The 26,449-nt window shown below is 68.6% G+C and carries 30 protein-coding genes; 4 read left to right on the top strand and 26 right to left on the bottom strand.

Annotation, left to right across the window (positions count from 1 at the left end; genetic code table 11):
- Positions 1–31: 31 nt before the first annotated feature.
- The 9 genes from R4I43_RS12945 to R4I43_RS12905 all read right to left on the bottom strand — a co-directional run bounded on the left by R4I43_RS12945 (position 32) and on the right by R4I43_RS12905 (position 8,590).
- Positions 32–781, bottom strand: a complete 750-nt coding sequence (locus R4I43_RS12945) for an alpha/beta hydrolase (protein ID WP_324265837.1) — start codon at positions 779–781, stop codon at positions 32–34.
- A 63-nt stretch (positions 782–844) separates the two neighbouring features.
- Complete coding sequence (locus R4I43_RS12940) at positions 845–1,159, bottom strand: hypothetical protein (protein ID WP_324265836.1); 315 nt, start codon at positions 1,157–1,159, stop codon at positions 845–847.
- A gap of 26 nt (positions 1,160–1,185) precedes the next feature.
- Complete coding sequence (locus R4I43_RS12935; protein ID WP_324265835.1) at positions 1,186–2,160, bottom strand: DUF3558 domain-containing protein; 975 nt, start codon at positions 2,158–2,160, stop codon at positions 1,186–1,188.
- 116 nt (positions 2,161–2,276) lie between these two features.
- A complete protein-coding gene (dhaM, locus tag R4I43_RS12930; RefSeq protein ID WP_324265834.1) occupies positions 2,277–2,966 on the bottom strand; it encodes a dihydroxyacetone kinase phosphoryl donor subunit DhaM in 690 nt (229 codons plus the stop codon).
- Complete coding sequence (gene dhaL, locus R4I43_RS12925; RefSeq protein ID WP_324265833.1) at positions 2,963–3,601, bottom strand: dihydroxyacetone kinase subunit DhaL; 639 nt, start codon at positions 3,599–3,601, stop codon at positions 2,963–2,965. Before dhaL ends, dhaM begins: the two co-directional genes overlap by 4 nt.
- 14 nt (positions 3,602–3,615) lie before the next feature.
- Positions 3,616–4,611 (bottom strand): dihydroxyacetone kinase subunit DhaK, encoded by a 996-nt coding sequence (dhaK, locus tag R4I43_RS12920; RefSeq protein ID WP_324265832.1) that lies wholly within the window; start codon positions 4,609–4,611, stop codon positions 3,616–3,618.
- A gap of 193 nt (positions 4,612–4,804) precedes the next feature.
- Positions 4,805–6,313 carry an aldehyde dehydrogenase family protein gene (locus tag R4I43_RS12915; RefSeq protein ID WP_324265831.1) on the bottom strand — a complete coding sequence of 503 codons (1,509 nt, stop codon included), beginning with the start codon at positions 6,311–6,313 and terminating at the stop codon, positions 4,805–4,807.
- Positions 6,314–6,576: 263 nt separating this feature from the next.
- On the bottom strand, positions 6,577–6,840 hold the full coding sequence (locus tag R4I43_RS12910) for a hypothetical protein (protein WP_324265830.1): 264 nt from the start codon (positions 6,838–6,840) through the stop codon (positions 6,577–6,579).
- A gap of 22 nt (positions 6,841–6,862) precedes the next feature.
- Complete coding sequence (locus R4I43_RS12905; RefSeq protein WP_407691235.1) at positions 6,863–8,590, bottom strand: sodium:solute symporter family protein; 1,728 nt, start codon at positions 8,588–8,590, stop codon at positions 6,863–6,865.
- Positions 8,591–8,844: 254 nt separating this feature from the next.
- Between R4I43_RS12905 and R4I43_RS12900 the strand changes: the two genes are divergently transcribed.
- The gene (locus R4I43_RS12900; RefSeq protein ID WP_324265829.1) at positions 8,845–9,039 is read left to right on the top strand and encodes a hypothetical protein; all 195 of its coding nucleotides are present in this window, start codon (positions 8,845–8,847) and stop codon (positions 9,037–9,039) included.
- Between the two features lie 367 nt (positions 9,040–9,406).
- Here the strand turns inward: R4I43_RS12900 and nucS are convergent, their stop codons facing one another.
- Complete coding sequence (nucS, locus tag R4I43_RS12895) at positions 9,407–10,066, bottom strand: endonuclease NucS (RefSeq protein WP_324265828.1); 660 nt, start codon at positions 10,064–10,066, stop codon at positions 9,407–9,409.
- Between the two features lie 120 nt (positions 10,067–10,186).
- On the opposite strand from nucS, the gene R4I43_RS12890 reads away from it, so the two are divergent.
- Together R4I43_RS12890 and R4I43_RS12885 are read left to right on the top strand one after the other, a co-directional pair.
- Positions 10,187–11,614, top strand: a complete 1,428-nt coding sequence (locus tag R4I43_RS12890; protein WP_324265827.1) for an amino acid permease — start codon at positions 10,187–10,189, stop codon at positions 11,612–11,614.
- A 79-nt stretch (positions 11,615–11,693) separates the two neighbouring features.
- Positions 11,694–12,230: an NUDIX hydrolase gene (locus R4I43_RS12885; protein WP_324265826.1), complete on the top strand. Its 537-nt coding sequence runs from the start codon at positions 11,694–11,696 to the stop codon at positions 12,228–12,230.
- Between the two features lies 1 nt (position 12,231).
- Here R4I43_RS12885 and R4I43_RS12880 read toward each other — a convergent pair whose 3' ends face one another.
- Both R4I43_RS12880 and murA read right to left on the bottom strand, forming a co-directional pair.
- On the bottom strand, positions 12,232–12,555 hold the full coding sequence (locus tag R4I43_RS12880) for a putative quinol monooxygenase (protein WP_324265825.1): 324 nt from the start codon (positions 12,553–12,555) through the stop codon (positions 12,232–12,234).
- Between the two features lie 140 nt (positions 12,556–12,695).
- Complete coding sequence (murA, locus tag R4I43_RS12875; RefSeq protein ID WP_324265824.1) at positions 12,696–13,952, bottom strand: UDP-N-acetylglucosamine 1-carboxyvinyltransferase; 1,257 nt, start codon at positions 13,950–13,952, stop codon at positions 12,696–12,698.
- A 190-nt stretch (positions 13,953–14,142) separates the two neighbouring features.
- On the opposite strand from murA, the gene R4I43_RS12870 reads away from it, so the two are divergent.
- Positions 14,143–14,715, top strand: a complete 573-nt coding sequence (locus R4I43_RS12870) for a cob(I)yrinic acid a,c-diamide adenosyltransferase (protein WP_324265823.1) — start codon at positions 14,143–14,145, stop codon at positions 14,713–14,715.
- On the opposite strand, the gene R4I43_RS12865 is transcribed toward R4I43_RS12870, so the two are convergent.
- From R4I43_RS12865 to R4I43_RS12800, 14 genes are all read right to left on the bottom strand, one after another.
- Entirely contained in the window at positions 14,712–15,137 is a 426-nt protein-coding gene (locus R4I43_RS12865; RefSeq protein WP_324265893.1) for a GNAT family N-acetyltransferase, read from the bottom strand. The genes R4I43_RS12870 and R4I43_RS12865 overlap by 4 nt on opposite strands.
- Positions 15,019–15,561 carry a GNAT family N-acetyltransferase gene (locus R4I43_RS12860; RefSeq protein ID WP_324265892.1) on the bottom strand — a complete coding sequence of 181 codons (543 nt, stop codon included), beginning with the start codon at positions 15,559–15,561 and terminating at the stop codon, positions 15,019–15,021. The genes R4I43_RS12865 and R4I43_RS12860 overlap by 119 nt, the downstream gene beginning before the upstream one ends.
- A 316-nt stretch (positions 15,562–15,877) precedes the next feature.
- Positions 15,878–16,312, bottom strand: coding sequence for a DUF2550 domain-containing protein (locus R4I43_RS12855; RefSeq protein ID WP_324265822.1), 435 nt, complete (start codon positions 16,310–16,312; stop codon positions 15,878–15,880).
- 10 nt (positions 16,313–16,322) lie between these two features.
- Positions 16,323–16,688 (bottom strand): F0F1 ATP synthase subunit epsilon, encoded by a 366-nt coding sequence (locus R4I43_RS12850; protein ID WP_324265821.1) that lies wholly within the window; start codon positions 16,686–16,688, stop codon positions 16,323–16,325.
- 171 nt (positions 16,689–16,859) lie between these two features.
- Positions 16,860–18,290 carry a F0F1 ATP synthase subunit beta gene (gene atpD, locus R4I43_RS12845; protein WP_324265820.1) on the bottom strand — a complete coding sequence of 477 codons (1,431 nt, stop codon included), beginning with the start codon at positions 18,288–18,290 and terminating at the stop codon, positions 16,860–16,862.
- Between the two features lies 1 nt (position 18,291).
- Positions 18,292–19,212, bottom strand: a complete 921-nt coding sequence (locus tag R4I43_RS12840) for a F0F1 ATP synthase subunit gamma (RefSeq protein WP_324265819.1) — start codon at positions 19,210–19,212, stop codon at positions 18,292–18,294.
- Between the two features lie 11 nt (positions 19,213–19,223).
- Complete coding sequence (gene atpA, locus R4I43_RS12835; RefSeq protein ID WP_324265818.1) at positions 19,224–20,864, bottom strand: F0F1 ATP synthase subunit alpha; 1,641 nt, start codon at positions 20,862–20,864, stop codon at positions 19,224–19,226.
- A gap of 91 nt (positions 20,865–20,955) precedes the next feature.
- On the bottom strand, positions 20,956–21,786 hold the full coding sequence (locus tag R4I43_RS12830) for a F0F1 ATP synthase subunit delta (protein WP_324265817.1): 831 nt from the start codon (positions 21,784–21,786) through the stop codon (positions 20,956–20,958).
- A 22-nt stretch (positions 21,787–21,808) separates the two neighbouring features.
- A complete protein-coding gene (locus R4I43_RS12825) occupies positions 21,809–22,366 on the bottom strand; it encodes a F0F1 ATP synthase subunit B (RefSeq protein WP_324265891.1) in 558 nt (185 codons plus the stop codon).
- A gap of 35 nt (positions 22,367–22,401) precedes the next feature.
- Entirely contained in the window at positions 22,402–22,659 is a 258-nt protein-coding gene (locus R4I43_RS12820) for an ATP synthase subunit c family protein (protein ID WP_029534827.1), read from the bottom strand.
- Between the two features lie 105 nt (positions 22,660–22,764).
- Positions 22,765–23,544, bottom strand: coding sequence for a F0F1 ATP synthase subunit A (gene atpB / locus R4I43_RS12815; RefSeq protein ID WP_324265816.1), 780 nt, complete (start codon positions 23,542–23,544; stop codon positions 22,765–22,767).
- Positions 23,545–23,818: 274 nt separating this feature from the next.
- Positions 23,819–24,283 carry a hypothetical protein gene (locus tag R4I43_RS12810; protein WP_324265815.1) on the bottom strand — a complete coding sequence of 155 codons (465 nt, stop codon included), beginning with the start codon at positions 24,281–24,283 and terminating at the stop codon, positions 23,819–23,821.
- Positions 24,283–25,449 (bottom strand): glycosyltransferase family 4 protein, encoded by a 1,167-nt coding sequence (locus R4I43_RS12805; protein WP_324265814.1) that lies wholly within the window; start codon positions 25,447–25,449, stop codon positions 24,283–24,285. Before R4I43_RS12805 ends, R4I43_RS12810 begins: the two co-directional genes overlap by 1 nt.
- Positions 25,450–25,667: 218 nt before the next feature.
- The gene (locus tag R4I43_RS12800; protein WP_324265813.1) at positions 25,668–26,318 is read right to left on the bottom strand and encodes an L-threonylcarbamoyladenylate synthase; all 651 of its coding nucleotides are present in this window, start codon (positions 26,316–26,318) and stop codon (positions 25,668–25,670) included.
- Positions 26,319–26,449 lie beyond the last annotated feature (131 nt).

Genomic DNA, 26,449 nt, shown 5'->3' with positions numbered 1-26,449 from the left:
ATGGGAACCTTCCTGTCACCGGCGGCCCGGGTCAGGAGCTGACGATGGTGACCTGGCGGGTTTCCGACGGGCCGTCCCACGTGCGGGGCAGCGGCGTCGCGACGTCGGGGGCGACGGCTTGCACGATCGCGTCCAGCGCGGCCTCGGCCTTGCCGACCCACAGGTGCTTGGTGTCGGCGAAACCGGTCACCTTCGCCTGCGGGATGAGGGCGAAGCGCTCGCGGGCCTCGTCCGGGCGCATGTAGTCGTCGAACTCCGGGATCAGGGCGTGCACGGGCTTGCCCGACTCGCCCCACGCGCGGAGGTGGTCCTCGGTGCTCCAGCGCAGCGGCGGGGAGATCAGCACCGCGCCCTCCACCAGCGGGTCCAGGCCGTGCACCAGCGTCAGATCGGTGCCGAAGGACCAACCGACCAGCCACACGTTCGGCAGGTCGTTGAACTCGGCGTACTCCAGAGCGGCGGCGACGTCGAAGCGCTCGGAGTCGCCGCTGTCGAAACTGCCCTGGCTGCGGCCCGCCTCGCTGGCGGTGCCCCGGGTGTTGAACCGCAGCACCGCGATGTCGGCCAGCGCGGGAAGCCGGAACGCGGCCTTGCGGTAGATGTGCGAGTCCATCATGCCGCCGTGGGTGGGCAGCGGGTGCAGGCAGATCAGCGTGGCCCGCGGCCGCCCGGACTCGGGCACGGCGAGCTCTCCGATCAGTTCCAGCCCGTCAGCGGTGTGCAGGGTGATCTGCTCCCGGCGGGCGGGAAGCATCGTGTTGGCGCGGATCTCGGTGCTCATCGAACCCGATCCTGCCACGAACGGGTGGCTCGCTCGTGGTGACCTGCGCGGCTGTGGTGCGGACTACGACCAGCGGCGGGTGGGCCCTCGACGGGCCCGGGCCTTCCAGCAGCCCGTGTGCCAGTGCCTGCGCTCGTCGACCCCGCCGAGCTCCGCTTCCGGCCAGGCCACGACGTGAGCGATGCCCGTCTGGATCTCGTGGTCGCAGCCCGGGCAGCGGTAGATCTTGGTGGCCTGGGCGGCGGGAACGGTGCGCACCATCCAGTCGCCGTCCGGCCCCTGCTCGACGCGGGAAGCTCCGTAGGCCGTGCCGGCTCCGCGGTGGCTGGTGTCCGCGCGGAAGCCCTTCTGGCGCTGCTGTCGATTGCGTCGAGGCACGTTGACAACGGTAACCGGTGCGGCGCTCACGGATTCGCAGGCGGCAGGCTCGGCCACGCCAACCGGGCCAGGCCGCGCGCGTAGTCGCAGGCATCCGTGCCGGTCAGGCCGGGCATCGCGACGACGAGCTGGGCGACCTCGACCTGTCCCGGGACCGCGCCGAACGGGATGTGCGCGGTCTCCGCGGAGCACAGGGGAACCTGCGGATCACCACCCACGACGCTGAGCACGGTGCGCCGCCCGTCCACCTGTTCTTCCACCGCGGCTCCGTGCAGGATCCTGGGCGGCTCGCCCGCGGTGTGCTGCAACTGCACGCGCGGAAACTCCGCGGACCGCTCGCCCCAGGAGCACTGGTGGCCGGCGGTGCCGGCACGTGGCCGCGCCTCTTCCAGGCCCGGCACCTGGTTCACCGCCGAGGTGTCCAGCACGGTGCACGGGTCGAGCAGGGCCAGCGAGTTGGGCGGGTGGTCGCGGTGCCCGGCACGGCCCTGCTGCACGGCGTCGGCGGCCGTCCTCGCCCCGGCATCGGCGATGCCGCACAGCCCGACGGTGGGCTCGCCGTTGAGGAGGTCGGCGCTGACCTGGAGCGACGTACCGTCGCCGAATTGGACGCGGCGCGTGCAGTGACCCGGGGCAGGCGCGCTCTGGGCGATCCGCAACGCCCCGTGCTGCACCACCGGGTCTCCCGGTTCGGCGTCTTCCGGGCCTGCCAGTTCACCGACGGCCAGCTGGACGAGGGTGCGGTCATCGGGTTTGAGGTGCAGCAGGCAGTAGTCCAGCGACACCGTCCCCGCATCCGCCACCGCGCCGTAGCGCTGCAGCGCGGCAGGATCGGTCAGCGTGCACGGGTCGAGCGTGCGGAGGTCGCCGAGCATCGCACGCGCGCTGGTGTCGACCGGTCTGGATTCGCCGTTCGGAGCGGACGTCTGCGCTGTGCACCCGGCTAGCAACGCCCAGCACAGCAACAGCAGCAGCATGCCTTGGTGGCGACGCGGCGACATCGACTCAGCCTAGCCCTCGATGACCTTGAAACGCAGTGATCGACACCGCCGGACGGCAGGAGGGGAACCTTCCTGCCACAGCGGTGACAGGAAGGTTCCCTCGCACTGGTCGGCGGCTACTCGTCGAAGTCGCGGTGGGCGAGATCGATGATGCGTTCCACGGCCTGGACGGCGTCGGGGCCGTCGGCCAGCAGGGTGATCTTGTCGCCCTTGCGGGCGCCGAGGCCCATCAGGCCGAGGACGCTCAACGCGTCGGCCTGCTTGTCACCGAGGGCGACCTTGACCGTGGCCTGCAGGCCGGTGAGGCTGCGGGCCAGCAGCGCGGCCGGGCGCGCGTGCAACCCGACCTCGTTCGTCAGCTCCAGCTCCCTGGTGACCTGGTCCGTCGTCTCCGGTTCGGCGCCGGCGGGCTCGGCGGCCGCGGAGTCCGCGCTGCCGCGGGCGCTTTCGGCCGCCTGAGCCACGGTCTTCATGTCGTTGCCGCCCTGGGCCGACACGGCCGCGGCAACGGTTCCCTCGACCAGCGGGGCGTCCACGACCAGCGCGCTGTCGGGGTCGCCGAGGGTTTCCACCGCGAGATCGGCGACCATCTGCGCGCTGCCGAGGTCGTAGAGCACGACCGCCCCGGCACCGGTGTTGGCGTCGGACAGCGCGGCCGAGACCTTCTCGAAGTCGGTGCCGATCCCACCGTCGGGCAGCCCTCCCGCCGGCACGATGCGTACCTCGGGTGCCATCTGGGCGGCGAGCTCGACGACGCCCTCGGCGAGCCCAGTGCTGTGGGAAACGACGACCAGTCCGACGCTCATGCTCGGGCTCCTGCTGCTTCGGCGAACGCGGTCAACAACAACGCGGTGGAACGAGCACCGGGATCGACGTGTCCGGCGCTGCGCTCACCCAGGTAGGAGGCGCGGCCCTTGCGGGCGACGAGCGGTTCGGTGGCCTGCGCCCCCTGGTGCGCTGCCTCGGCAGCGGCGGCCAGCACCTTGGGGCCGTCGGCCCCGGATTCGGCGGCGCTGCGGGCCGCCTCGACCGCGGGCGAGAGCGCGTCGATCATCGTCTTGTCACCGACCTCGGCGCGACCGCGCGCGACGACCCCTTCCATGCCGGCCTGCAGTGCTTTCGCGACGGCGTTCGCATCGAGTTCGGGTTCGTCGCCGACGGCCGACGCTGCCCGCAGGAAGGCCGTGCCGTAGAGGGGACCGGACGCTCCACCCACGGTGGAGATGAGGACGGTGGCGGCGAGCTTCAGCGCGGCGGCCGGGCTTTCAGGGCCCGCGGTGTCCAGCTTCGCGATGACGGCGCGGAATCCGCGGTCCATGTTCTCGCCGTGGTCGGCGTCGCCGATCTCGCGATCCAACTGGATCAGCTCGTCGCGGTGCTCGGCGACCACGCCGGCGCCCGCTCGCAGCGCGGCGATGATGTCCTGTGCTGTGCAACCCATTCCTGGACTCCTCCTCACCAGTGCAGCGCCGCGGTGCGCACGGGCGCGTCCCAGAGCTCGGTGAGCTCATCGTCCAGTTTCAGCAGCGTCAGGCTCATGCCCTGCATCTCCAGGCTCGTCACGTACGGGCCGACGAGGCGTCGGCGAACGTTGATGCCGCGCTCGGCCAGCAGCCGTTCGGCGATGCCGTGCGCGAGGTACAGCTCCAGCTGCGGCGTGCCGCCCATCGAGTTGGTGAACAGCAGGACGTCGTCGCCCTCGGCGAAGGGCAGGTCCTCCAGGATCGGTTCGAGCAGCTGCGCCACGATCTCCTCCGCGGTCCCCAGCGGCACGCGGGCGCGACCGGGTTCGCCGTGGATGCCGATGCCGATCTCCATCTCGTTCGCGGCGAGCTCGAAGCTGGGCTGTCCGGCGTGCGGGACGGTGGGCGCTGTCAGGGCCATGCCCATCGATCGCACCTGGGAGACGACCTTGCGGGCGAGTTCCTCGCACTTGTCGAGGTCGTCGCCGCGCTGGGCGGCGGCACCGACGATCTTCTCCACCATCACCGTTCCGCCCACGCCGCGACGGCCCGCTGTGTGGGTGGAGTCCTTGACCGCGACGTCGTCGTCGACGATCACGCTGCGCACCTCGACGTCCTCGATGGCGGCGAGCTCGGCGGCGGTCTCGAAGTTGAGCACGTCACCGGTGTAGTTCTTGACCACGAGCAGAACACCGGCACCTCCGTGAGCTGCGGTGATGGCCGCCTGAACCGCGTCCGGCGTCGGCGAGGTGAACACCGCGCCGGGCACGGCCGCGGCGAGCATGCCCGATCCGACGAAGCCTCCGTGCAGCGGCTCGTGGCCGGAGCCACCGCCGGAGATGACCGCGACCTCTCCCGCCACCGGGGCGTCGGCGCGGACGATCACCGCCGGATCGGTCTGCACCCGAAGCAGGTCGGGATGGGCCGCGGCCACACCTCGCAACGCCTCGGCGACCACGTCCGCCGGCTCGTTGATGATTTTCTTCACCCGCTGGCCTCCTAGCCTGCGCTCCCGCTGCCGAGACCTCCCGGACTCGGCGCGATCAACCGTGCGCGGTCAACTCTGCCCGGGACGTGCGCCCGCGCGCATCCCCTGGACGAACCCGGGGGATGCGAGCAAGGGAACCTTCCTGCCACCACGGGCGCAAGCCAAAACACCGACCGTGGAGGTGGCGGATCGCTCAGCGGCCGCGCATCACCTTGATGAGCTTGACGACCGTGCCCACGGTGCCCTTGGGGCGGGCGAAGCTCATCGGGTTCAGCGGGATCTTGAACTTGGTGCGGGTGACCGACTGCGGGCGCGCGAACTCGCGCAGTCCGTCGGCGCCGTGGATCCGGCCGAAGCCGGAGTCGCCGACACCGCCGAAGGGCAGCGCGGGCACACCGGCGAAGGCGATCACCGAGTTGACCGCGACCATGCCGCTGCGCAGCCGGCGGGCCAGCTCCGCGCCGCGGGCGCGGGAGAAAACGGTGGCGCCGAGACCGTACTTGGTGGCGTTGGCGAGCGAGACGGCCTCGTCCATGTCGCGGACCCGCTGCACCACCAGCGTCGGGCCGAAGGTCTCCTCGGTGATGGCCGACGAGTCCTCGGGGACGTCGGCGATCACCACGGGCTCGACGAACGGCGGGCGCACCGAGTCCCGGCCGCCGATCACAGCGCGGCCACCGCGGTCGATCGCGTCGCCGATGTGGTCGCGAATGATGTCGACCTGCGAGGCCATCGTGATGGGACCGAAGTCCGCACCGGGCTCGCCGCCCGGGCGCAGCTTGGCGGCGCGGTCGCTGACCATCTTCAGGAACCGGTCGGCCACGGCGTCGTGGACGTAGACGCGTTCGACGCCGATGCAGGTCTGACCGGCGTTGGACATCGCTCCCCAGACCGCGGCGTCGGCGGCGGCCGCCAGGTCGGCGTCGGAGTCGACGATCAGGGCGTCCTTGCCGCCGCACTCGACCAGCACGGGGACGAGGTTCTCCGCGCAGGAGGCCATCACGCGCTTGCCGGTGGCGGTGGACCCGGTGAAGGCCACCTTGTTCACACCGGCCTGGCACAGCGCGGCGCCGGTCGGCCCGAACCCGGTCACCAGGTGGAACACCGGGTGTTCCGGCACTGCCTCGGCGAAGCTCTTGACCAGCCACTCCCCCACGCCCGGGGTGAGCTCACTGGGCTTGAACACCACGGCGTTGCCCGCGGCCAGCGCGTAGGCGATGGAGCCCATCGGGGTGAAGGCCGGGTAGTTCCACGGTCCGATGACTCCCACGACGCCGTAGGGGAGGTATTCGACGGTGGCGGTCTGGTTGGACATCAGCACACCGGGGGAGACCTTGCGGCGCTTGAGGACCTTCTCGGAGTTCGAGGTGGCCCAGGCCAGGTGGTCGATGACCAGCACGAGTTCGAGCTTGGCGTCCTCGAGCGGTTTGCCGGTCTCGGCGCATACCACGCCTGCCAGCTCGTCGAGACGATTGACCAGCAGTTTCCGCCAGCGATCGAGATGCTGCTTGCGGCCGGAGAAGCCGAGCTCGTCCCACGCGGCCTGCGCCTCGCGCGCCGCCGCGACCCGGTTTTCGACCGTCTCCGCATCGTGGATCGGATGCTCGCCCACCACCTCACCGGTGCGCGGGTCGATCGACTCGAACGTCTCGAACCGCGCGTTGGCGATCTCCTCGACGTTCCCACGGGCGGTTTGGGTCATGGCCGGCCTCCCACCATTACGACGTTCGTTGTCAACGTGCAGCCTACGAAATCACGGGTCGGGAAAGAACCGTCCTGTACCGCCCGACTCATGTGCTGGACACGCGACATTCCCCGCTGGTCCACTTGGCAGCTGCGCTCCGGGCGTCACGGTAGCCAGCGGATCTTGGAACAAGGGCCGAAACCGCGGAATCGGTGCCGAAATGCAAGACGGCGTCCGCACTCCTGGAGCGCGGACGCCGTCCCGGACGATCTCAGATCACCTCATTCTCCCGCGGTGTCGCCTTCGACGTCGTCGGGAACCGTGATTGGGCGCAGGCGCGCCCACGCGATGAACACGGCCGCGAACAGCACCATGGCGACGCCGGACCACAGGTTGATGTTGAGTCCTGCGGACTTCTCGAGCTCGGCGTCCGGCTGGATGAACCCGAGCACGACCAGAACGACGCCGTAGATGGCGAACAGCAGCGCGATCACCGTGCGAATGTCGAAGGCACCAGCGCTGTGCCCCGAACCTCCACTAGCCATGAGATTTCCTCCCAGTCCTGGCTCAGCCGAAGATGATGTTGAGGGCGATGATCAGGATCAGCGCGATGCCCGCCAGCAGGCCCGGCCGCCGGTACCAGCCGGCGTCCTCACCCGTGGTGGACGCCTTCAGGTCCTCCTTCGGCGTCAGGCCCCACACGAGACCGACCAGCTGCTCATCGGTCTTGGGCTTGGTGGCGAAGGAGACCACGACGCTGACGACGACGTCGACGACGAAGGCCACACCGGCACCGACGAAGCTCGCGCCCTGACCGGGCAGGTCCCACACGCCGGCCTCGGACAGAGCGTAGACCGTGATGGCCGAGGCCGTGCCCAGCACCAGACCGGACCAACCGGCGTGCGCGGTCATCCTCTTCCAGAACATGCCGAGGATGAAGGTCGCGAACAGCGGCGCGTTGAAGAACGAGAACAGCTGCTGGAGGTAGTCCATCAGGTTCTCGTAGCCGGAGGCGATGAACGCGGTGCCCACGGCGGCGACGGTGGCGCCGACGGTGACCCAACGACCCATCTGCAGGTAGTAGTGGTCCGGCTTGTCCTTGACGATGTAGGACTGCCAGATGTCGTAGGTGAACACCGTGTTGAACGACGACAGGTTCGCGGCCATGCCGGCCATGAACGAGGCGAGCAGACCGGCGAGCGCGATGCCGAGGATGCCGTTGGGCAGCAGGTCTCGCATCATCAGCAGGATCGCGTCGTTGTAGTCGTACGGTCCCTGCTCGGTCAGCTTGTAGTTGGTCATCTCCGGGATGATCACCGCGGCGATCATGCCGGGGATGATCACGATGAACGGGATGAACATCTTCGGGAAGGCGCCGATGATCGGGGTCCGCTGCGCGGCCGACATCGACTTGGAGGCCATCGCGCGCTGGACCTCGACGAAGTTCGTGGTCCAGTAACCGAAGGAGAGCACGAAGCCGAGACCGAAGATCATTCCGATGACGCTGAGGATCGGGTTGTCGAAGCCGGTCAGCTCGGCACCCGGCCAGGCGGTCAGCTGCTCACCGCCGCCCTTGCTGGCGGTGACCTTGTCGACCAGGCCCTGCACGCCGCCGACCTTGACCAGGCCGACGATGGTCAGCGGCAGCAGCGCCGCGACGATCACGAAGAACTGCAGCACCTCGTTGTAGATGGCTGCGGAGAGCCCGCCCAGCGCGGTGTAGGAGAGCACGATCAGCGCCGCGACCAGGACCGACACCCACAGCGGCCAGCCCAGCAGCGCGTTGACGATGCTGGCCAGCAGGTACAGGTTCACACCGGCGATGAGCACCTGGGCGAGGGCGAAGGAAATGCCGTTGACCAGATGCGCGGCCTTGCCGAATCGCCGGAGCATGAATTCGGGAACGCTTCGGACTTTGGAGCCGTAGTAGAACGGCATCATGACCACGCCGAGGAACAGCATGGCCGGGACTGCACCGATCCAGAAATAGTGCATCGTCGGCATGCCGTATTCGGCACCGTTGGCTGACATGCCGATGATTTCGATGGCGCCGAGGTTCGCCGAGATGAACGCCAGACCTGTCACCCACGCGGGCAACGCACGCCCGGAGAGGAAGAAGTCCAGACTGGTTGAAACGGCCCGCCTCGCCAGCCAGCCGATACCCAGCACGAACGCGAAATACAGCGCCAACAACACGTAGTCGACGCCGTTCGCGTCGAGTAGCTGACCTTGGGCTAGCAGCACTGCCGCCCCACCTCCCACAGACCCAACAAAGTCAAACGAGAACCACCACATTCGCGATAGCGGTCGGACAGTACCGCACATATGGGGCAGCAGTCGTAAGCCGATATCAATTCGTTGGAGAAGACACTAAATCGATCACGGAACTTCCGCCGAGTGGCGTCACGCAGGAGACTTTCCGGTCGTACCCGTGTGCACCCCGTGAGCGCCCGGGTCCATGCGAGTGATATACGCATTGCCCCGCCCGAATTCGACACAACGTGACGCTATGGTCACGGTATGCATTCACTTCGCTGCGGGGAGGAATCGTGAACGCCCGGATCGATCTGGCGATCAGCGCCGGACTCGCAGAAGACCCGATCGAGGACCCATCCCCCGCCAACGGCACCCACACCACCGGCCGCCGCTCCGAAGGACTGCTCCAGCAGCTGTCGGCCATGCTCGCACCGTTGACCGCACCTCGCCTGCAACCCTGCGACTGCCCCGCCCGCGCCCACCGCTGACCTCAGCGCCGCGCGGTAGAGGACGCGCGCCGGGCGAGCATGGGAACCTTTCTGTCACTCCGGCGACGAAGGCGTCCCGGCGCGCGCAATGGCGAGTTCGTTCTGGCGGACTGGAATGGCAACGATGGGAACTTTCCTGCCATTGCCGATCCGCATTTTCGATCAAGGACGCCCTGTGATCGCGGGTGTGCGGTGATGAATCGAATGCGTTGGGCGATGCCGATCGCCGTCCACGGCGGAACCCCTTCCGCGCGACCGCTCGGCCGGGAACCGCCCAGCACGCTGGTGACGAGCCGAACCCGCCTAGACGTGCGGATGGGAACCTTCCTGTCACTCCAAGACGGCTGGCTCCTCCCGGTGCCCTCCCCTAGAACAGGCGGTACTCGTCGGGCTCGATGCCGCGCAGCTTGTCGTAGTCCAGGACCACGCAGCGGATCCCGCGGTCCTCGGCCAGCGTCCGCGCCTGCGGCTTGATCTGCTGCGCGGCGAACACGCCCGTGACCGGCGCCAGCAGCGGGTCGCGGTTGAGCAGCTCCAGGTAGCGGGTCAGCTGCTCGACACCATCGATCTCGCCGCGACGCTTGATCTCCACCGCGACGCTCTTGCCCGCGTCGTCCCGGCACATCAGGTCGACCGGCCCGATCGCGGTCGGGAATTCGCGGCGCACCAGCGACCACCCCTCACCCAGGGTCGTCACGTGCTCGGCGAGCAGCTCCTGCAGGTGCGATTCGACGCCGTCCTTGACCAGGCCCGGTTCCGCGCCCAACTCGTGCTTGGAATCGTGCAGCACCTCGTCGACCGTGATCACCAGCTTCTCGCCGGCCTTGTTCTGCACGGTCCACACGTCGGGGTCCTCGATGAGCCAGCACGGCGGGCTCATCCAGTTCAACGGCTTGTAGGCGCGGTCGTCGGAGTGCACCGACACCGAACCGTCGGCCTTCACCAGCAGCAGACGCTGCGCCATCGGCAGGTGCGCGGTGAGACGACCGACGTAGTCCACCTGGCAGCGGGCAATCACAAGTCGCACCCGGCACAGAGTACGGGCGTGGTGATCGATGTCGAGCACCCCCACGGGTGATCAACGGCGGCAACCCGGTCAGGACCCGCAGCACAAAGCCTCCCACCACCGGAGTTACCGTTACCGCTCGTGTCTTTCGCCCGCAGCCTGCTCCGCGTCAAACCCGCCGAACAGCTCTCCAGCGAGGGCTCGCACAGCGAGCTGAACCGGACCCTCGGCCTGGTTCAGCTGGTGGCCCTGTCGGTGGGGGCAACGCTGGGCACCGGCATCTTCGTGGTGCTCGCCGAAGCCGCACCGGCCGCAGGCCCCGCCGTGGTGGTCTCCTTCGTGCTCGCCGGACTGGCCGCCCTGTGCTCAGCGCTGTCGTACGCGGAACTCGCCGGAAGCGTCCCCGTCTCCGGCTCCGCCTACTCCTACACATACGCGACCCTCGGCGAGATCATCGCCTGGATCTGCGGCTGGTGCCTGCTGCTGGAGTACGGGGTGTCCGTCGCCGCGGTGGCGGTCGGCTGGGGCGGCTACCTCAACGAGTTCCTGCAGGGCACCATCGGCATGACCATCCCGGAAGCGCTGGCCGCCCCGCCCGGTGAAGGCGGAGTCGTCAACGTGCCCGCCGCGGTCGTCGTGCTGCTGGCCACCGGCGTGCTGCTGCTGGGCGTGCGCGAGAGCGCCTGGGCCACCACCATCACCACGGTCCTCAAGATCGCGGTGCTGGTGTTCTTCGTGGCGGTGGCCTTCACCGCGTTCAACTCCGGGAACCTGACCCCGTTCGCACCGGCCGGGATCGCGGGCATCTCCGTGGGTGCCTCCGCGGTGTTCTTCTCCTTCATCGGTTTCGACGCCGCTTCCACCGCGGGCGAGGAAGCCCGCAACCCGAAGCGCGACCTGCCCAGGGCGATCATCCTGTCGCTGGTCATCGTCACCGCGATCTACGTGCTGGTGGCCTTCGCAGCCGTGGGCGCCGTCGGCGCCGGAGTGCTCGGCGAGTCCGACGCGTCGCTGGCCACCGCGCTGCGCGTGGTCACCGGACAGGGCTGGCCCGCGGTCGTGCTGGCGCTGGGCGCCGTCATCGCCATCGCCTCGGTCGTGCTCACGGTCCTCTACGGACAGACCCGGATCCTGGTGTCGATGTCGCGCGACGGACTCGTTCCGCCGATGCTCTCGCGGGTCAACCGCCGCTCGGTTCCCGCCCGCAACACGCTGCTGGTGGGAATCCTCGTCGCACTGCTGGCCGCGGTGGTGCCGCTCAACCAGCTCGCCGAAGCCACCAGCATCGGCACGCTCGTCGCCTTCGGCCTGGTCAACATCGGTGTCGTGGTGCTCCGGCGAACCCGGCCCGAGCTGCCCCGCAGCTTCCGCACCCCGCTCATGCCGTTCGTGCCGCTGCTCGGCCTGGCCCTGTGCGCGTACCTGATCACCGGACTGGATGCCGTCACCTGGCTGACCTTCGCGATCTGGACGGTGATCGGGCTGACCGTCTACTTCGGCTACGGCCGCCGGAAGTCCCGGCTCAACCGCGCGTCCGAGCAGGGGAACCTCCCTGCCACACCCCGCTGACCTGGCCCTTCGCCGGGCTGCGGTGACAGGAAGGTTCCCATGCGCAGCTCAGGCCGCGGTGAAGGGCACGATGGTGCGCATGGAACAGACCAGCAGCCGCGAGGTGTACGCGAATCCGTGGATGTCCGTGCGGGAGGACGGCATCCGGCGAGACGACGGGTCCACCGGGATCTACGGCGTCATCGACAAGCCGAACTACGCGCTGGTCATCCCGCTCGACGGGGACCGGCTGCACCTCGTCGAGCAGTTCCGGTACCCGCTCGGCATGCGGCGCTGGGAGTTCCCGCAGGGCACAGCGCCCGATCGCGCCGACGTCGAAGTCGGTGAGCTCGCGGCGCGCGAGCTGCGGGAGGAGACCGGCCTGCGCGCGGCGGACATGCACGACCTCGGGTTGCTCGACGTCGCGCCCGGCATGTCCAGCCAGCGCGGCCGAGCGTTCCTGGCCACCGGGCTCACCGAGGGCGCGCACGAACGCGAGCACGAGGAGCAGGACATGCGCACCGCGTGGTTCACCCGAGCCGAGTTCGAGAAGATGATCGCCGCCGGCGAGGTCACCGACGCCCAGTCCATCGCCGCCTACGCCCTGCTCCTGCTGCGCGAACGCCGGGGCGCCTGACTCACAGGCCGACGCCGCCGAGCGTGTCCAGGTCGATCCGCTCCGGCGGTTCGGCGAGCATGCCCAGCACGTCGTTGAGGTCGATGTCGGCGTGCGTGGCCACCGTCGTCGCCAGCGCCGCGTCCGCGCTCTCCAAGTCCGTCCAGGCCTCGACGACGCGCACCGTGTCGGGAGATTCCACGTCCCGGCTGATCAGGTAGAGCTCGCAGCCGAGCGAGCCGCGCAGGCCTTCGGCCACCTGCATCATGATCGCGGCGAGTTCCTCACCCCTGCCGGGCTTCGCGATGAAGGTCATGATGCGGCCGACCCGCGTGGTGGTGCTCATCGGTTCCCTTTCCGGATTCTCACCTGGTCCACGACGGACTCTAGCCACGCGACCGGCACCGATGATCATGATCCCCGCCCGTCGAGCGCTGTGGCCGGTGTCCCGCCTGGAAGCGGGAACACCGGCCGCAGGACGGCGAATCAGTCCGCGACGCGCTCGATGTCGGCGCCCAGGCCTCGGAGGTTCTCGACGAAGTTCGGGTACCCGCGATCGATGTGGAAGACGTCCCACACCTCGGTGTCGCCGTCCGCGCACAACCCGGCCAGCACCAGGCCCACACCGGCGCGGATGTCCGTCGCCCACACCGGGGCGCTGGACAACCGCTCCAGACCGCGCACCACCGCGTGATGGCCGTCGGTGCGCGCGTCCGCGCCCATCCGCACCAGTTCCTCAATGAACCGGAACCGCGACTCGAACAGGTTCTCGGTGATCATCGACGTGCCGTCGGCCACTGCCGACAGCGCCAGCGCCATCGGCTGCAGGTCGGTCGGGAAGCCCGGGTAGGGCAAGGTCACGTAGTCCACGGCCTTCGGGCGCTCCGGCATGACCACCCGGAAGATCTCCTCGCCGGTGGTCACCTCCGCGCCCGCGCTGCGCAGCTTCTCCAGCATCAGATTGGTGTGCCGGGGGTCGACGCCGTTGACCGTGATGTCACCGCGCGTGGCGGCTGCGGCGAACGCCCAGGTGGCGCCCACGATGCGGTCGCCGATCACGCGGTGCTCCACGGCGCGCATCGAGGAAACCCCGTGCACCGTCAGCGTCGACGTGCCGGCGCCCTCGATCTTGGCGCCCATCTGCTGGAGCATCACGCACAGGTCGACGATCTCCGGCTCGCGGGCCGCGTTGTCGATCACCGTGGTTCCCTCGGCCAGCACCGCGGCCATCAGGATGTTCTCGGTGGCGCCCACGCTCGGGAAGTCCAGCCAGATCTGAGCGCCCTGCAGGTTCTCGGCTTCGGCGACCACGGCGCCGTGCTCGATGTGGCTGGTCGCACCCAGCTTGCGCAGGCCGTTCTGGTGCATGTCCAGCGGGCGGGAACCGATCGCGTCACCGCCGGGCAAGGTCACCACCGCACGCCGGCAGCGCGCCACCAGCGGCCCCAGCACGCACACCGAGGCGCGCAGCTTCCCCATCGACGGCGAGATCGCCTCGTGGCTGATCGAGGCGGGTGTGGTGATGCGCACCGTGCCGCCGTCGATCGTCACCTCGCAGCCGAGGCTGCGAAGCACGTCGGCCATCAGCGGAACGTCCAGGATCTCGGGACAGTTCACGATCGTCGTCGTGCCCTCGGCCAGCAGCGCCGCCGCCATCAGCTTCAGCACGCTGTTCTTCGCCCCGACCACGTCCACCGCGCCGACGAGGCGGGCTCCGCCGCGTACCCGGAAGTGCTCACTCACGAGCATCGAGGTTACGGCCCCCGCCCTGCAGGCATCGGAGCGGGTCACGAGCGAGTGAGGGAACCTTCCTGTCACCGCGCGGGCATGCCGGGCGCCTTCCTCCCACCGGCGGTGCAGCAGCGGCTGATGTGGTGCTTGGGAACCTTCCTGTCACCTTCCACCCGCGCCCAGCACGCCTAGGGTGTGGGGCATGGCAGTCCACTTGACGAAGATCTACACGCGGGCCGGGGACGCGGGCACCACGCGGTTGTCGGACAACTCGAAGGTTCACAAGACCGATCCGCGCCTGGTCGCTTATGCCGACGTGGACGAGACGAACTCGGTGCTGGGCGTCGCCCTGGCCACCGCGGATCTCGCCGACGACGTGGTGGGCGTGCTGCGCACGGTGCAGAACGACCTGTTCGACGTGGGCGCGGACCTGTCCACGCCCGTGGTCGAGGCCCCCGAGTACCCGCCGCTGCGGGTCACCGAGTCCTACGTCGACCGGTTGGAAGGCTGGTGCGACGAGTTCAACGAGCGGCTCGGCAAGCTCGACTCGTTCATCCTGCCCGGCGGCACCCCGGGCGCCGCTCTGCTGCACCAGGCGCGTTGCGTGGCACGCCGCGCGGAACGCTCGGCGTGGGCGCTGCAGGACGCCGACCCCGAACGCACCTCGCCGCTGCCGGCGAAGTACCTCAACCGGCTCTCGGACCTGCTGTTCATCCTGGCCAGGGTGGCCAACCCGGACGGCGACGTGCTGTGGAAGCCGGGCGGGAACGCCTAGAGCTCCTTGCCGTAGCAGCGGCTGTCCGGATCGCAGCGGTAGACGCCGAAGTTCTCGATCCGGTCGTAGCCCGACGAGGTGTAGAGCGCGATGGCTTCGGGCTGCTTGGTGCCCGTCTCCAGCACCAGGCGCTTGCGCCCGGCCAGCGCGGCGGTGGACTCCAGCTCGGCGAGCATCCGCCTGGACCACCCGTTGCCGCGCTGGCCGGGGACGATGTACATGCGCTTGAGCTCCGCGTCGCCGTCGCGGAACCCCTCTTCTCCGGAATCGTGCGCCCGCCAGCCCCCGGAGGCGACCGGCTCGTCATCGACGTAGCCGAGCAGGAACAGGCCCCGGGGCGGGGAGAACTCGGCCGGGTCGACGGGTGTCAGGTCCGCCTCGCCGTAGCGCACGACGTACTCCAGCTGCAGGTCCTCGATCAGCCGCTGGGAATCGGGGTGGTCGTAGCCGACGATCTCGATGCGCACATCCGCAGCGTAATCGGCTCCGATCCTGGTCAGCGTAGGTTTTTCTCGAACCAGTGCGCGGCGTAGGGGTTGTCGTTGTAGGCGGGGATCTCCACGTACCCGGCCTTGGCGTACATCGGCCGGGCCTCGCCTTGGCGTACATCGGCCGGGCCTCGTCCAGCTCCGCCGCGGTGTCGAGCCGCACCCGCACGAACCCCATCCGCCGCGCGTGCTCCTCCAAGCTGCTCAGCAGCGCGCGACCAGCACCCCTCCCGCGCAACTTCGGCGGGACCCACATCCGCTTGATCTCCGCAACGCCCTCTGACTCGGTGCGCAGCCCACCACAGCCCAGCACCACGCCACCCAGCCGCAGCGGCAGGAACACGCCCTTCGGCGGCATGAAAGCGCCCTCAGCGGGCGACGCTCCCCTACCTGGATCGAAACCCTCCGGAAACCGCTCCACGAGCTCAGCGACGTACTGAGCCAACGCCTGCTGAGCATCCCGGCTGCCGAAGGGCTCCGCGGCGATCGTGAAGTTCTCGGTCACGTGCCACAGTCTCGACAATCACGACCGGAACCAGCCAGCCGGGCCGGCCGAGCATGGGACCCTTCCTGTCACCACTGGGGCAGGAGTGACAGGAAGGTTCCCATGCTCGCGCCCCCGGGCACGAAAAAGCGGGGCCCGTTCCGGACCCCGCTGTTCGTTCTTCAGGTGCTCAGGACGCCCACGGCACCGAGCGTCCCGGTGGTGCCGATTCGAGCCAGGACAGGAAGCCGGTCAGCGCATCGCTGTTCATCGCCAGCTCCAGGTCCGGGCCGCTCAGGTCCAGGACGGTGGAGCCGCTCGGCATCGCGTACGCCTCCGCGACCGAGGGTTCGCGTCGCTGAGCGATGTCCACGGTTCGCCGGTTGATCACCCAGTTCGGGCCGGAGCGAAGGCTCAGGATGCGGTACCAGGCGAATTCCTCGCCGCGGTAGTGAGCCACACCCAGCTGCCAGCCGCGTCCTTTGCCGTCGGTGGCGCGCAGCGCCACGTCGATGCCTCCGACCCGCAGTTCGCGCACTCGTCGCCAGGCCAGCAGGCCCACCGCCAGGGCGGCGAGCAGCAGCAGCGCCAACACTACGACGAGCAACACGACCGGCGAACCCATGCTGGCCCGATCAGTCCGCTTGGCCCGCTGCTCGCAATCGGGCGGCCGCCTGCGTTCTGGCCAGCTCGTCTTCGCTGTTGACGTCCTTGCGAGCCTGCGCCACGTCGATCTCCTGCGCCAGCTCCGCGGACTCGGCGAGCACGCTCACGCCGTCGCCGGTCACCGACAGGAAGCCACCGTGCACCGCAGCGGTCACGGTCTCCTTGTCGGTGGTGGTGATGCGCACGACGCCACCCTCGACCAGCTGCCCGAGCAGCGGCTCGTGGCCCGGCAGGATGCCGATCTCTCCCTCGGTGGTCTGCGCGACCACCGCGGTCGCCTCCCCGGACCACAGCAGGCGCTCGACGGCGACCAGTTGGACGGACATGTTGGCCACGCGCGTCTCCTTTGTCGGGTGTGTGCCCGCAGTCTAGCCAACGCCACCAGGGCGATTCTGACTGGCCGGGCTGGAAGTGCCTAGTGGCAAAGGGGGTCGGGACCCGTCGGGCCCCGACCCCGCTCGCCGGTTTTCACCACACCCCGCCCGGCACGCGAGCGGGGTGGCAGCTCACTGCTCGGTGAGCTTCTTGTACGCCTGCTCGAGGTCGTCGAGACCACCGATGGACAGGAACGCCTGCTCCGGGTAGTGGTCGAAGTCGCCCTTGCACAGCTTGTCGAAGGCCTCGATGGTCTCCTTCACCGGGACGAAGGAGCCCTCCTGGCCGGTGAACTGCTTCGCGACGAAGAAGTTCTGCGACAGGTAGCGCTGAATGCGACGCGCCCGCTGCACCGTCACCTTGTCCTCTTCGGACAGCTCGTCCATACCGAGGATGGCGATGATGTCCTGCAGCTCCTTGTACTTCTGCAGGATCCGCTTGACCTCCTGGGCCACGCGGTAGTGCTCCTCACCCACGACCGACGGGTCGAGAATGGTGGAGCTGGAGGTCAGCGGGTCGACCGCCGGGTAGATGCCCATCTGGGAAATCGGACGGGACAGCTCGGTCGTCGCGTCCAGGTGGGCGAAGGTCGTCGCCGGAGCCGGGTCGGTGTAGTCGTCCGCCGGCACGTAGATCGCCTGCATCGAGGTGATCGAACGACCGCGCGTGGAGGTGATGCGCTCCTGCAGCTCACCCATCTCGTCGGCCAGCGTCGGCTGGTAACCCACGGCCGAAGGCATGCGGCCCAGCAGGGTCGAGACCTCCTGGCCGGCCTGGGTGAACCGGAAGATGTTGTCGATGAACAGCAGCACGTCCTGGTTCTGCACGTCGCGGAAGTACTCCGCCATCGTCAGAGCCGACAGCGCCACGCGCATACGGGTGCCCGGCGGCTCGTCCATCTGACCGAACACCAGGGCGGTGTCGGCGAGAACGCCGGACTCGTCCATCTCCACCCAGAGGTCGTTGCCCTCACGGGTGCGCTCGCCGACACCGGCGAACACGGAGGTACCACCGAAGTTCTTGGCGACTCGGCGGATCATCTCCTGGATCAGAACGGTCTTGCCGACACCGGCACCACCGAACAGACCGATCTTGCCACCCTGCACGTACGGGGTGAGCAGGTCGATCACTTTGATGCCGGTCTCGAGCACCTCGGTCTTGCCCTCGAGCTGGTCGAAGGCCGGGGCCTTGCGGTGGATCTCCCAGCGCTCGGCGTCCGAGCCGTAACCCGGCTCGTCCAGGCAGTGGCCCAGCGCGTTCCACACGTGGCCCTTGACCTTGTCGCCGACCGGGACGGAGATGGCGGCACCGCTGTCCACGACGGTCACGCCGCGGACCAGGCCCTGGGTGGGCTGCATGGAGACCGTGCGCACGACGCTGTCACCCAGGTGCTGGGCGACCTCCAGCGTCAGCGTCTTGGCCATGCTCTCGGCCGTGATCTCGGCGGTGAGAGCGTTGTTCAGGTCCGGCACCTGGTCACGCGGGAACTCGACGTCCACGACCGGGCCGAGCACCCGGACGACGCGGCCCGTGCCAGTGCTGGTGGCAGTAGCAGCAGTCATGTCACTCACTTCCTGCGGACGAGAGCGCCTCGACACCGCCGACGATCTCGCTGATTTCCTGGGTGATCTGGGCCTGGCGGGCCTGGTTGGCCTCGCGGCTGAGGTTGCGGATCAACTCGTCCGCGTTGTCCGTCGCCGACTTCATGGCCGTCCGGCGAGCCGCGTGCTCCGACGCCGCCGAGTCCAGCAGCCCCGCGAACAGGCGGGTCTTGATGTACTTCGGCAGCAGGGCGGAGAACAGCGTCTCGGCGTCCGGCTCGAACTCGAAGACGGGCTTGAGCTTGCGCTCGTCGGTGTACTCGACCTCCAGCGGAGCGATCCGCCGGACCGTCGGCTTCTGGGTCAGCATCGACACGAAGTCGGTGCTGACCAGGTGGAGCTCGTCCACCCCCAGCTTACCGTCCGGACCACCGTCGTCGAGGTAGTCGTCAGCGCCCGCCAGGAACGCCTTGACCAGGGTCTCTCCGACCTCGGAGGCGTTGGCGTACTCGGGCCGGTCGCTGAAACCGGACCAGCTCGCCTCGATCTCGCGCTGCCGGAACCGGTAGTACGACTCGCCCTTGCGGCCGATGACGTACAGCACCGGCTGCTTGCCCTGCTCGCGGAGCAGGGACTGCAGCTCCTCGGCGGCCTTGATGACGTTGGCGTTGTAGCCGCCGCAGAAACCCCGGTCACTGGTCACGACCAGCACACCCGCCCGCTTGGGGTTGGTGCGCTCGGTCAGCAGCGGGTGGTCCAACGTGCTCACGTCAGCCAGCGCGGACAGGACGTTGGTGATCTCCTCGGCGTACGGCCGCGAAGCCTCAACCCTGGCCTGCGCCTTGGTGATGCGCGAGGTAGCGATCAGCTCCTGCGCCTTGGTGATCTTCCGGGTCGATTTCACCGACCGGATGCGATCCCGGAGTTCCCGAAGGGTTGCCATGGCTTAGCTGGTCACTCCTTCGGGGCTGGCTTGGCGACCTTGACGGTCTCCTGCCCGACCTCGTCGGCTGCCAGGGCCTCGGCGTCCGGCTCGCTCGGCGCGGTGGTGGCCGAACCGGTGAAGCTCTTCTTGAACTCCTCGACCGCGTCCACGATGACCTTCTCGCCGTCGGCCGACAGCTTGCCGGTCTCGACGATGTCCTTGAGCGTGGTCTCGTGGTTGCGGCGCATGTGGGCGAGGAACTCGCGCTCGAAGCGGCGCACGTCCGCGATCGCCACCGAGTCCAGGTGACCCTTGGTGGAGATGTAGAGCGAGACGACCTCGTCCTCGACCGGCAGCGGCTCGCCCTGACCCTGCTTGAGGATCTCCATCAGGCGGGCACCGCGGTCCAGCTGGGCCTTGGAGGCGGCGTCCAGGTCCGAGGCGAAGGCCGAGAAGGCCTCCAGCTCGCGGTACTGGGCCAGGTCCAGACGCAGCGAACCGGTGACGCCCTTCATCGCCTTGATCTGCGCGGAACCACCGACACGAGACACCGAGATACCGACGTCGATGGCGGGGCGCTGACCGGCGTTGAACATGTCCGACTGCAGGAAGCACTGGCCGTCGGTGATCGAGATGACGTTGGTCGGGATGTAGGCCGACACGTCGTTGGCCTTGGTCTCGATGATCGGCAGACCGGTCATCGAACCCGCGCCCAGCTCGTCCGACAGCTTCGCGCAGCGCTCCAGCAGACGCGAGTGCAGGTAGAAGACGTCACCCGGGTAGGCCTCGCGGCCCGGCGGACGACGCAGCAGCAGCGAGATCGCGCGGTAGGCCTCGGCCTGCTTGGTGAGGTCGTCGAAGATGATCAGGACGTGCTTGCCCTGGTACATCCAGTGCTGGCCGATGGCCGAACCGGTGTAGGGGGCCAGCCACTTCAGACCCGGGGAGTCCGAGGCCGGGGCGGCGACGATGGTGGTGTAGTCCATCGCGCCGGCGTCCTCGAGGGACCGCTTCACACCGGCGATCGTGGAGCCCTTCTGGCCGATCGCGACGTAGATGCAGCGGACCTGCTTGGTCTCGTCGCCGGACTCCCAGTTCTTCTTCTGGTTGATGATCGTGTCGACCGCGACCGTGGTCTTGCCGGTCTTGCGGTCACCGATGATCAGCTGACGCTGGCCGCGGCCGACCGGGGTCATCGAGTCGACGGCCTTGATGCCGGTCTGCATCGGCTCGCCGACGCCCTGCCGCTGCACGACCGTGGCGGCCTGCAGCTCGAGCGGACGCTGCTCCTCGGCGACGATCTCGCCGAGGCCGTCGATGGGCTCGCCCAGCGGGTTGACCACGCGACCGAGGAACTTGTCGCCGACGGGGGTCGACAGGACCTTGCCGGTCCGCTTGACCTCCTGGCCTTCCTCGATCTTCTCGGACTCACCCAGGATGACCGCGCCGATCTCCTGAGCTTCCAGGTTCATCGCGACACCGTAGATGCCGCCGGGGAACTCCAGCAGTTCCTCGGTCATCACCGAAGGCAGGCCCTCGACACGGGCGATGCCGTCACCGGTCTCGGTGACGACCCCGACCTCCTCGCGGCTGACCTCCGGGGAGTAGCTGGAGACGTAATTCTCGATCGCACTGCGGATCTCGTCCGACGAGATCGTCAGCTCCGCCATGTCTCGTTCCTGCCCTCGGTTAGTTCTTGGAAGGGAGTTGGTGTTGCGCGCCGCGCGCCCGGCTCGAACAAGCCGGGGCGCGGCGTCGGCATCAGTCGGCCAGGTCGCGCCGCAGCGTCTGCAGGCGTCCCGTCACGCTGCCGTCGATGACCTCGTCACCGACCTTGATCAGCAGCCCGCCCTCGACACCGGGATCGATCTCCAGGTGCAGAGCGATGGGACGGGCGTAGATCCGCTGCAGGGTGCGCGACAACCGGTCCTGCTGTTCCGCGCTGAGCGGGAAAGCGGATCGGATGTGCGCCACCGAGCGTTCCCGGCGCTTCGCCGACAGCTCGGCCAGCTCTTCCAGCCCCTCGCTGACCCGCCGGCCACGCGGCCGGGCCACGAGCTGCCGGACCAGTTCGAGGGTCACCGGTTCGACCTTGCCCTCGATGAGCCGATCCAGCACGGCGGTCTTGCCCGCCGGCTCCCCGGAGGGGTCCGACAGCAAGCGCTCCAGATCGACCTCCGAGCCGATGATCCGGCCCAGCCGGAACAGCTCGTCCTCGACGGCGTCGAGGCGACCGGCCCGCTCGGCCTGCACCAGCAGCGCGGTGCGGGCCAGCTGCTCGAGCCCGCTGACCAGGTCGCTCGGGCTCGACCAGCGCGCGCGGACGGCTTCGACGATCACCGGCAGCGCCCGGGCGCCGACCTTGGACTCCAGCAACCCGCGGGCCAGGTTCTCCCTGGACTGCGCGTCGGTGGAGGCGTCGGCGAGCGCCCGCCGGAGCGTGGACTCACGGCCCAGCAGAGCGGCCACGCCGAACAGCTCGTCGGCGAGCCCGGTGATCTCCGCAGCCTGAGCCCCGTCAGTGGCCTGCAGCAACTGCAGCTGGCTGGCTGCCATTGCCTCACGGCTCGCGGCGTTCACGAGGGTGCTCAACTCTCAGCGCCTTTCACTAGATTCAGGGCTTGGCCGACTCGGCCGGGGCCGAGGTCGCGTCCAGCTCGTCGAGGAACCGGTCAACGGTGCCGCGACGACGCGCCTCGTCCTCCAGGGACTCGCCGACCACCCGGCTGGCCAGGTCGACCGCCTGACGTCCCAGATCGGCACGCAGTTCGGCGACGATCTGAGCCCGCTGGTGCGCCAGCTGGGACTGACCCTGGCTGACGATGCGGTCCGACTCGGTCTGAGCCTGAGCGCGCATCTCCTCCAGGATCTGCTGCCCTTCGGCACGGGCGTCGTCGCGAATGCGCGCGGCCTCGGCGCGAGCCTCGGCCAGCTGCGACTTGTACTGCTCCAGGGTCCGCTGAGCTTCGGCCTGAGCGGCCTCGGCCTTAGCGATCCCGCCCTCGATCCGCTCGCTGCGCTCCGCGTAGATCTTCTCGAAGCGCGGGACCGCGAACTTCCAGAGCACGAACAGCAGCAGCAGGAACGCGATCAGACCGACCACGATCTCCGCGGGCTCCGGGATGATCGGGTTGTGCTCGCCTTCAGCGGCCAGCAGCATCTGGGTCTTCACCACAACGTCTCCCAACGCGTTGAGCCGTCAGATGATCAGGCAGCCGACGCGATGAAGTAGACGACCAGACCGATCAGCGCCAGCACCTCGACCAGAACGAAGGAGATCCAGGCGATGCCCTGCAGCTGACCCTGGGCCTCCGGCTGGCGGGCGGTGCCGTTGATGACGGCGGCCCAGATCAGACCGACGCCGATGCCCGGGCCGACAGCGCCGAGGCCGTAGCCGATCGCGGCGAGACCGGGGTTGATGCTGCCCGCAGCCTCAGCGGCCTGCGCGAGAACGATGTTGCTCACTTTCACTACCTTTCACTCGGTCCGCTTTATCTGGGCGGATCGACAGGTCCTTTTTTCGGATCGGAAAGTCTTTGTCGTCGCCCGGTTTTTATTTGTGTCAGGCCCTCAGTGACCTTCGGCCAGCGCTGCGCCGATGAAGTTGGCGGTCAGCAAGGCGAAGATGTAGGCCTGGAGCACCTGAATCAGGGCTTCGACAAAGGTCAGGGCGATAGCGAAGGCGAAGGCCACCACGGAGATGGGCTTGAACGCCACGCTCGCCTCGAGGAGCAGGTACTCACCGCCGAGCGTGAACACCAGCAGGATGAGGTGTCCGGCGAACATCGCGGCGAAAACTCGGACCGCCAGCGCGGCCGGCTGCGCGACGAACTTCTGCAGGAACTCGATCGGCGCCAGCAGGACGTAGATCGGCTTCGGAACCCCGGGCGGGAACATGATGTGCTTGAAGTAGCCCAGGAAGCCGTGGCGAGCGAAGCCGACCCCGTGGAACACCAGGTAGACCACGGCGGCCAGCGCGATCGGGAACCCGATCTTGGACATCGTGGGGAACTGGATGATCGGGATGATGCCGAAGAGGTTGTTCACCAGAACGAACGTGAACAGCGCGAAGATCAGCGGCACGAAAGGACGGAAGTCCTTGGCTCCGATCTGCTCCCGGGCGATCTTGTTCCTGCTGAACTCGTAGGCGAACTCGGCCACGAACTGACCCTTGCCCGGAACCAGCTTCAGGTTCCGGGTGGCGATCAGGAAGTAGGCGCCCACGATGATCGCCGAAGCCACGACGAGAACCATCGGCTTGGTGACTCCGCCGGCGATCGGCGGGAGGAAAAAGCTATCGGCGCCCGGCGGCTGGAATGTTCCGCCTTCGGCCAGCATCAGCGCGCCCAACTGGGCTCCTTCCGGTTCTCCCGGCCGAACTTCACTCTTCCGGGGGAATCGTCACGTTTTGCACTTAACGTACCTGATACGCGATCCGGCACGCGGAGGGGCCCTCCCCACCAAGTGGTGTCTGAAGGCCGACCTTCTGGTGCCCTTCGACCCGCTGTGCAGGGAAGGCTTTCGGTCCAGACCTTACCAGCGGGTAAGTAGCCTACCGACATGCTGGTCGGCTACCCCTGCGATTCCACCCGTCCGCAGGTCCGGATTGCGCCGTAAGAACGGTTCAGTTGCTCGGAATGATGGTCGGGATCCTGGTCCGCTTGAACGCCACGACCTCGGCCCCCGCCCACACCATCACCGTGGCCAGCATGGTGAACGCCAGCGACTCCCGGTGGATGGCGTCGATGCCTCCCAGCAACGTCATCACCACCAACAGGACCAGCATCTTGCCGACATAACCACCAAGTGCGACGACCATCACAAATTGCGGGTTCATGCCTCCGGAGAACCGCATCAACCAGATGGTCAGCAACGACGACCCGAAGGCCACGACCCCGCCGATCAGCGCCCCGACCAGCCCGGGGACGCCGACCAGCACCGTCGCCACGATCGCCCCGAGGACCACCGTGGCCGCGCCCGGCCACACCGCGGTGCGCAGCATCGCCGACGCCAACCTGCGCACGACCTCGGCGTGCGGGTTCACCGGCTCGGCCTGCTCGCCGGTGGTGGGCTCGGATGCTTCGCTCATCAGGACTCTCGATCGGCTCGGGTTCGCATGCGCGGAATCAACGAGATGATAGCGGCCAGCAGCACCACCAGTGCCACGACCCAGCCGACCACCCACGTGTTGAACAGCGTCAACGACACCGCGCCGAAGGCGATCACCGCCGCCCACAGGTACATCAGCAGCACCGCGCGGCGCTGCGAGTGCCCGATCTCCAGCAGGCGGTGGTGCAGGTGCATCTTGTCGGCGTGGAACGGGCTCTTGCCCGCCTTCGTCCGCCGCACCACCGCCATGATCAGGTCCAGCAGCGGCACGAACAGCACCGCGGCCACCACCAGCAGCGGCGACAGCAGCGCGATCGTGTCGCCCGGGCCGGAGCCGGTGTAGATGATCCGGCCCGAGGCCGAGGTGCTCGCCGTGGCCAGCATCAGGCCGATCAGCATCGAGCCCGAGTCGCCCATGAAGATCTTCGCCGGCTGGAAGTTGTGCGGCAGGAAGCCCAGACAGGCGCCGGCGATGGCGGCCGCGATCAACGCGGGCGGGTAGGCGTTGACATCGCCGTTCTGCCGGTCCAGCACGCTCAGGCAGAACACGAACGTCGCCGTCGCCGAGATCAGCCCGATGCCCGAGGCCAGCCCGTCCAGGCCGTCGACGAAGTTCATCGCGTTGATCATCGCCACGACCAGCAGCACCGTCAGCAGCTGCCCCTGGTTGCTGCCCAGCACCAGCAACTGGCCCACGTGCCCGTCGGTACCTCCCCACGGCACCCAGAACACGAACCACTGCACACCGGAGAGCACCAGGATCCCGGCCGCGGTGACCTGCCCGGCCAGCTTCGTCAGCGAATCCAGCTCGAAGCGGTCGTCGAGAGCGCCCACCAGCACGATCAGCCCGCCGGCGATGAGCACCGCGAGGGAGTCCTTGGAGTAGGCGAACCCGCGCGAGAGCGCGGGCAGGTTCGCGGCCAGGAACGTCGCCGCCAGCACACCGCCGTACATCGCCACGCCGCCCATCCGCGGCATCGGCTTGACGTGCACGTCCCGGACCCGCGGGTAGGCGACCGCGCCCACCCGGATGGCCAGCAACCGGACCAGGCCGGTCAGCAGGAAGGTCGTGACCGCCGCCGTGAGCATCACCAGCAGGTATTCACGGGCCGGCAGTCCGACCGGGGCGAAGGGTGCGTAGTCCATGCCGGTGGCTCACCCGCGCTGCGGCGCGAAGTCGAAGTTCAGCCCCCAGAACGGAGTAATCAAACCCGGCGCTCCTCGTCGCTTGAGAATCACGGCCCGTCACCGGCGTCGCCGCAGCGCCTCGCGCCCGCGCGGCGAGACCGCCGCCCGCCCCGACCCGGGACGGCTGGTCCGCACTGTTTCCGGTCTAACGCTATCGATCGCGATGCCGGGACCGCTCACCGGTCCGCTTCGAGCTCCACGCCCAGCACCTCGGACAACTCCGCCCTGCTCACGGCGCCGTCGCGCAGCACCCGGGGCGTGCCCTGGGTGAGGTCGACGATCGTCGAGGCCACCGGCTCGCCCGACGGACCGCCGTCGAGGTAGACCTGCACCCGGTCGCCCAGCTGCTTCTCCGCCTCCTCGACGTTGCTGGCAGGTGGCTGACCGGTGTGGTTGGCGCTGGAGACGGCCATCGGGCCGACCTCGCGCAACAGGTCCAGCGCGACCGGGTGCAACGGCATCCGCAGGTTCACGGTGCCCCGGGTCTCGCCCAGGTTCCAGTTCAGCGACGGCGCCTGCGGCAGCACCAGGGACAGCCCGCCCGGCCAGAAGGCCTCGATCAGCGCCCGGGCCTGCTCCGGAACCGACATGACCAGCCCATCCACAGTGGACCAGGAGCCGACCAGGACCGGAACGGGCATGTCCGGGCCACGTCCCTTCGCCGCCAGCAGCGAACGCACCGCCTCCGCGTCGAAGGCGTCGGCGCCGATGCCGTACACGGTGTCGGTCGGCAGCACGACGAGCCCGCCGGCGCGGACCGCGTTCGCCGCGGCGGCCAGTCCCGCCGTGCGCTTGTCCGGACTGCTGCAGTCAAAAACGGTGCTCACCCGACGCATCCTGACACGCCACGCCGAGGCCCCTTCGAGTGGTGCAGCAGATCACCGTCGTGGAGCATCCTGGCAAGTAACACCGGGGCATCGGCCCGAGATCATTTCGGGTGTGGCCGTGGACACGAAAC

This window comes from Saccharopolyspora mangrovi (assembly GCF_035320975.1).
Taxonomy (GTDB): domain Bacteria; phylum Actinomycetota; class Actinomycetes; order Mycobacteriales; family Pseudonocardiaceae; genus Saccharopolyspora; species Saccharopolyspora mangrovi.
The sequence above is the reverse complement of the archived record's forward strand: the minus strand, read 5'-3'. Positions and strand labels throughout refer to the sequence as shown.

Bases quoted from the DNA above. Each gene is read 5' to 3' on its own strand.
- R4I43_RS12905 (WP_407691235.1), bottom strand. From the start codon at position 8,590: ATGTGGTGGTTCTCGTTTGACTTTGTTGGGTCTGTGGGAGGTGGGGCG.
- dhaL (WP_324265833.1), bottom strand. From the start codon at position 3,601: ATGGGTTGCACAGCACAGGACATCATCGCCGCGCTGCGAGCGGGCGCC.
- R4I43_RS12945 (WP_324265837.1), bottom strand. From the start codon at position 781: ATGAGCACCGAGATCCGCGCCAACACGATGCTTCCCGCCCGCCGGGAG.
- R4I43_RS12870 (WP_324265823.1), top strand. From the start codon at position 14,143: ATGGCAGTCCACTTGACGAAGATCTACACGCGGGCCGGGGACGCGGGC.
- R4I43_RS12805 (WP_324265814.1), bottom strand. From the start codon at position 25,449: ATGGACTACGCACCCTTCGCCCCGGTCGGACTGCCGGCCCGTGAATAC.
- R4I43_RS12915 (WP_324265831.1), bottom strand. From the start codon at position 6,313: ATGACCCAAACCGCCCGTGGGAACGTCGAGGAGATCGCCAACGCGCGG.
- R4I43_RS12935 (WP_324265835.1), bottom strand. From the start codon at position 2,160: ATGTCGCCGCGTCGCCACCAAGGCATGCTGCTGCTGTTGCTGTGCTGG.
- R4I43_RS12810 (WP_324265815.1), bottom strand. From the start codon at position 24,283: ATGAGCGAAGCATCCGAGCCCACCACCGGCGAGCAGGCCGAGCCGGTG.
- R4I43_RS12860 (WP_324265892.1), bottom strand. From the start codon at position 15,561: ATGCCGCCGAAGGGCGTGTTCCTGCCGCTGCGGCTGGGTGGCGTGGTG.
- atpA (WP_324265818.1), bottom strand. From the start codon at position 20,864: ATGGCGGAGCTGACGATCTCGTCGGACGAGATCCGCAGTGCGATCGAG.
- R4I43_RS12840 (WP_324265819.1), bottom strand. From the start codon at position 19,212: ATGGCAACCCTTCGGGAACTCCGGGATCGCATCCGGTCGGTGAAATCG.
- dhaM (WP_324265834.1), bottom strand. From the start codon at position 2,966: ATGAGCGTCGGACTGGTCGTCGTTTCCCACAGCACTGGGCTCGCCGAG.
- atpD (WP_324265820.1), bottom strand. From the start codon at position 18,290: ATGACTGCTGCTACTGCCACCAGCACTGGCACGGGCCGCGTCGTCCGG.
- R4I43_RS12880 (WP_324265825.1), bottom strand. From the start codon at position 12,555: ATGAGCACCACCACGCGGGTCGGCCGCATCATGACCTTCATCGCGAAG.
- R4I43_RS12910 (WP_324265830.1), bottom strand. From the start codon at position 6,840: ATGGCTAGTGGAGGTTCGGGGCACAGCGCTGGTGCCTTCGACATTCGC.
- R4I43_RS12885 (WP_324265826.1), top strand. From the start codon at position 11,694: ATGGAACAGACCAGCAGCCGCGAGGTGTACGCGAATCCGTGGATGTCC.
- R4I43_RS12855 (WP_324265822.1), bottom strand. From the start codon at position 16,312: ATGGGTTCGCCGGTCGTGTTGCTCGTCGTAGTGTTGGCGCTGCTGCTG.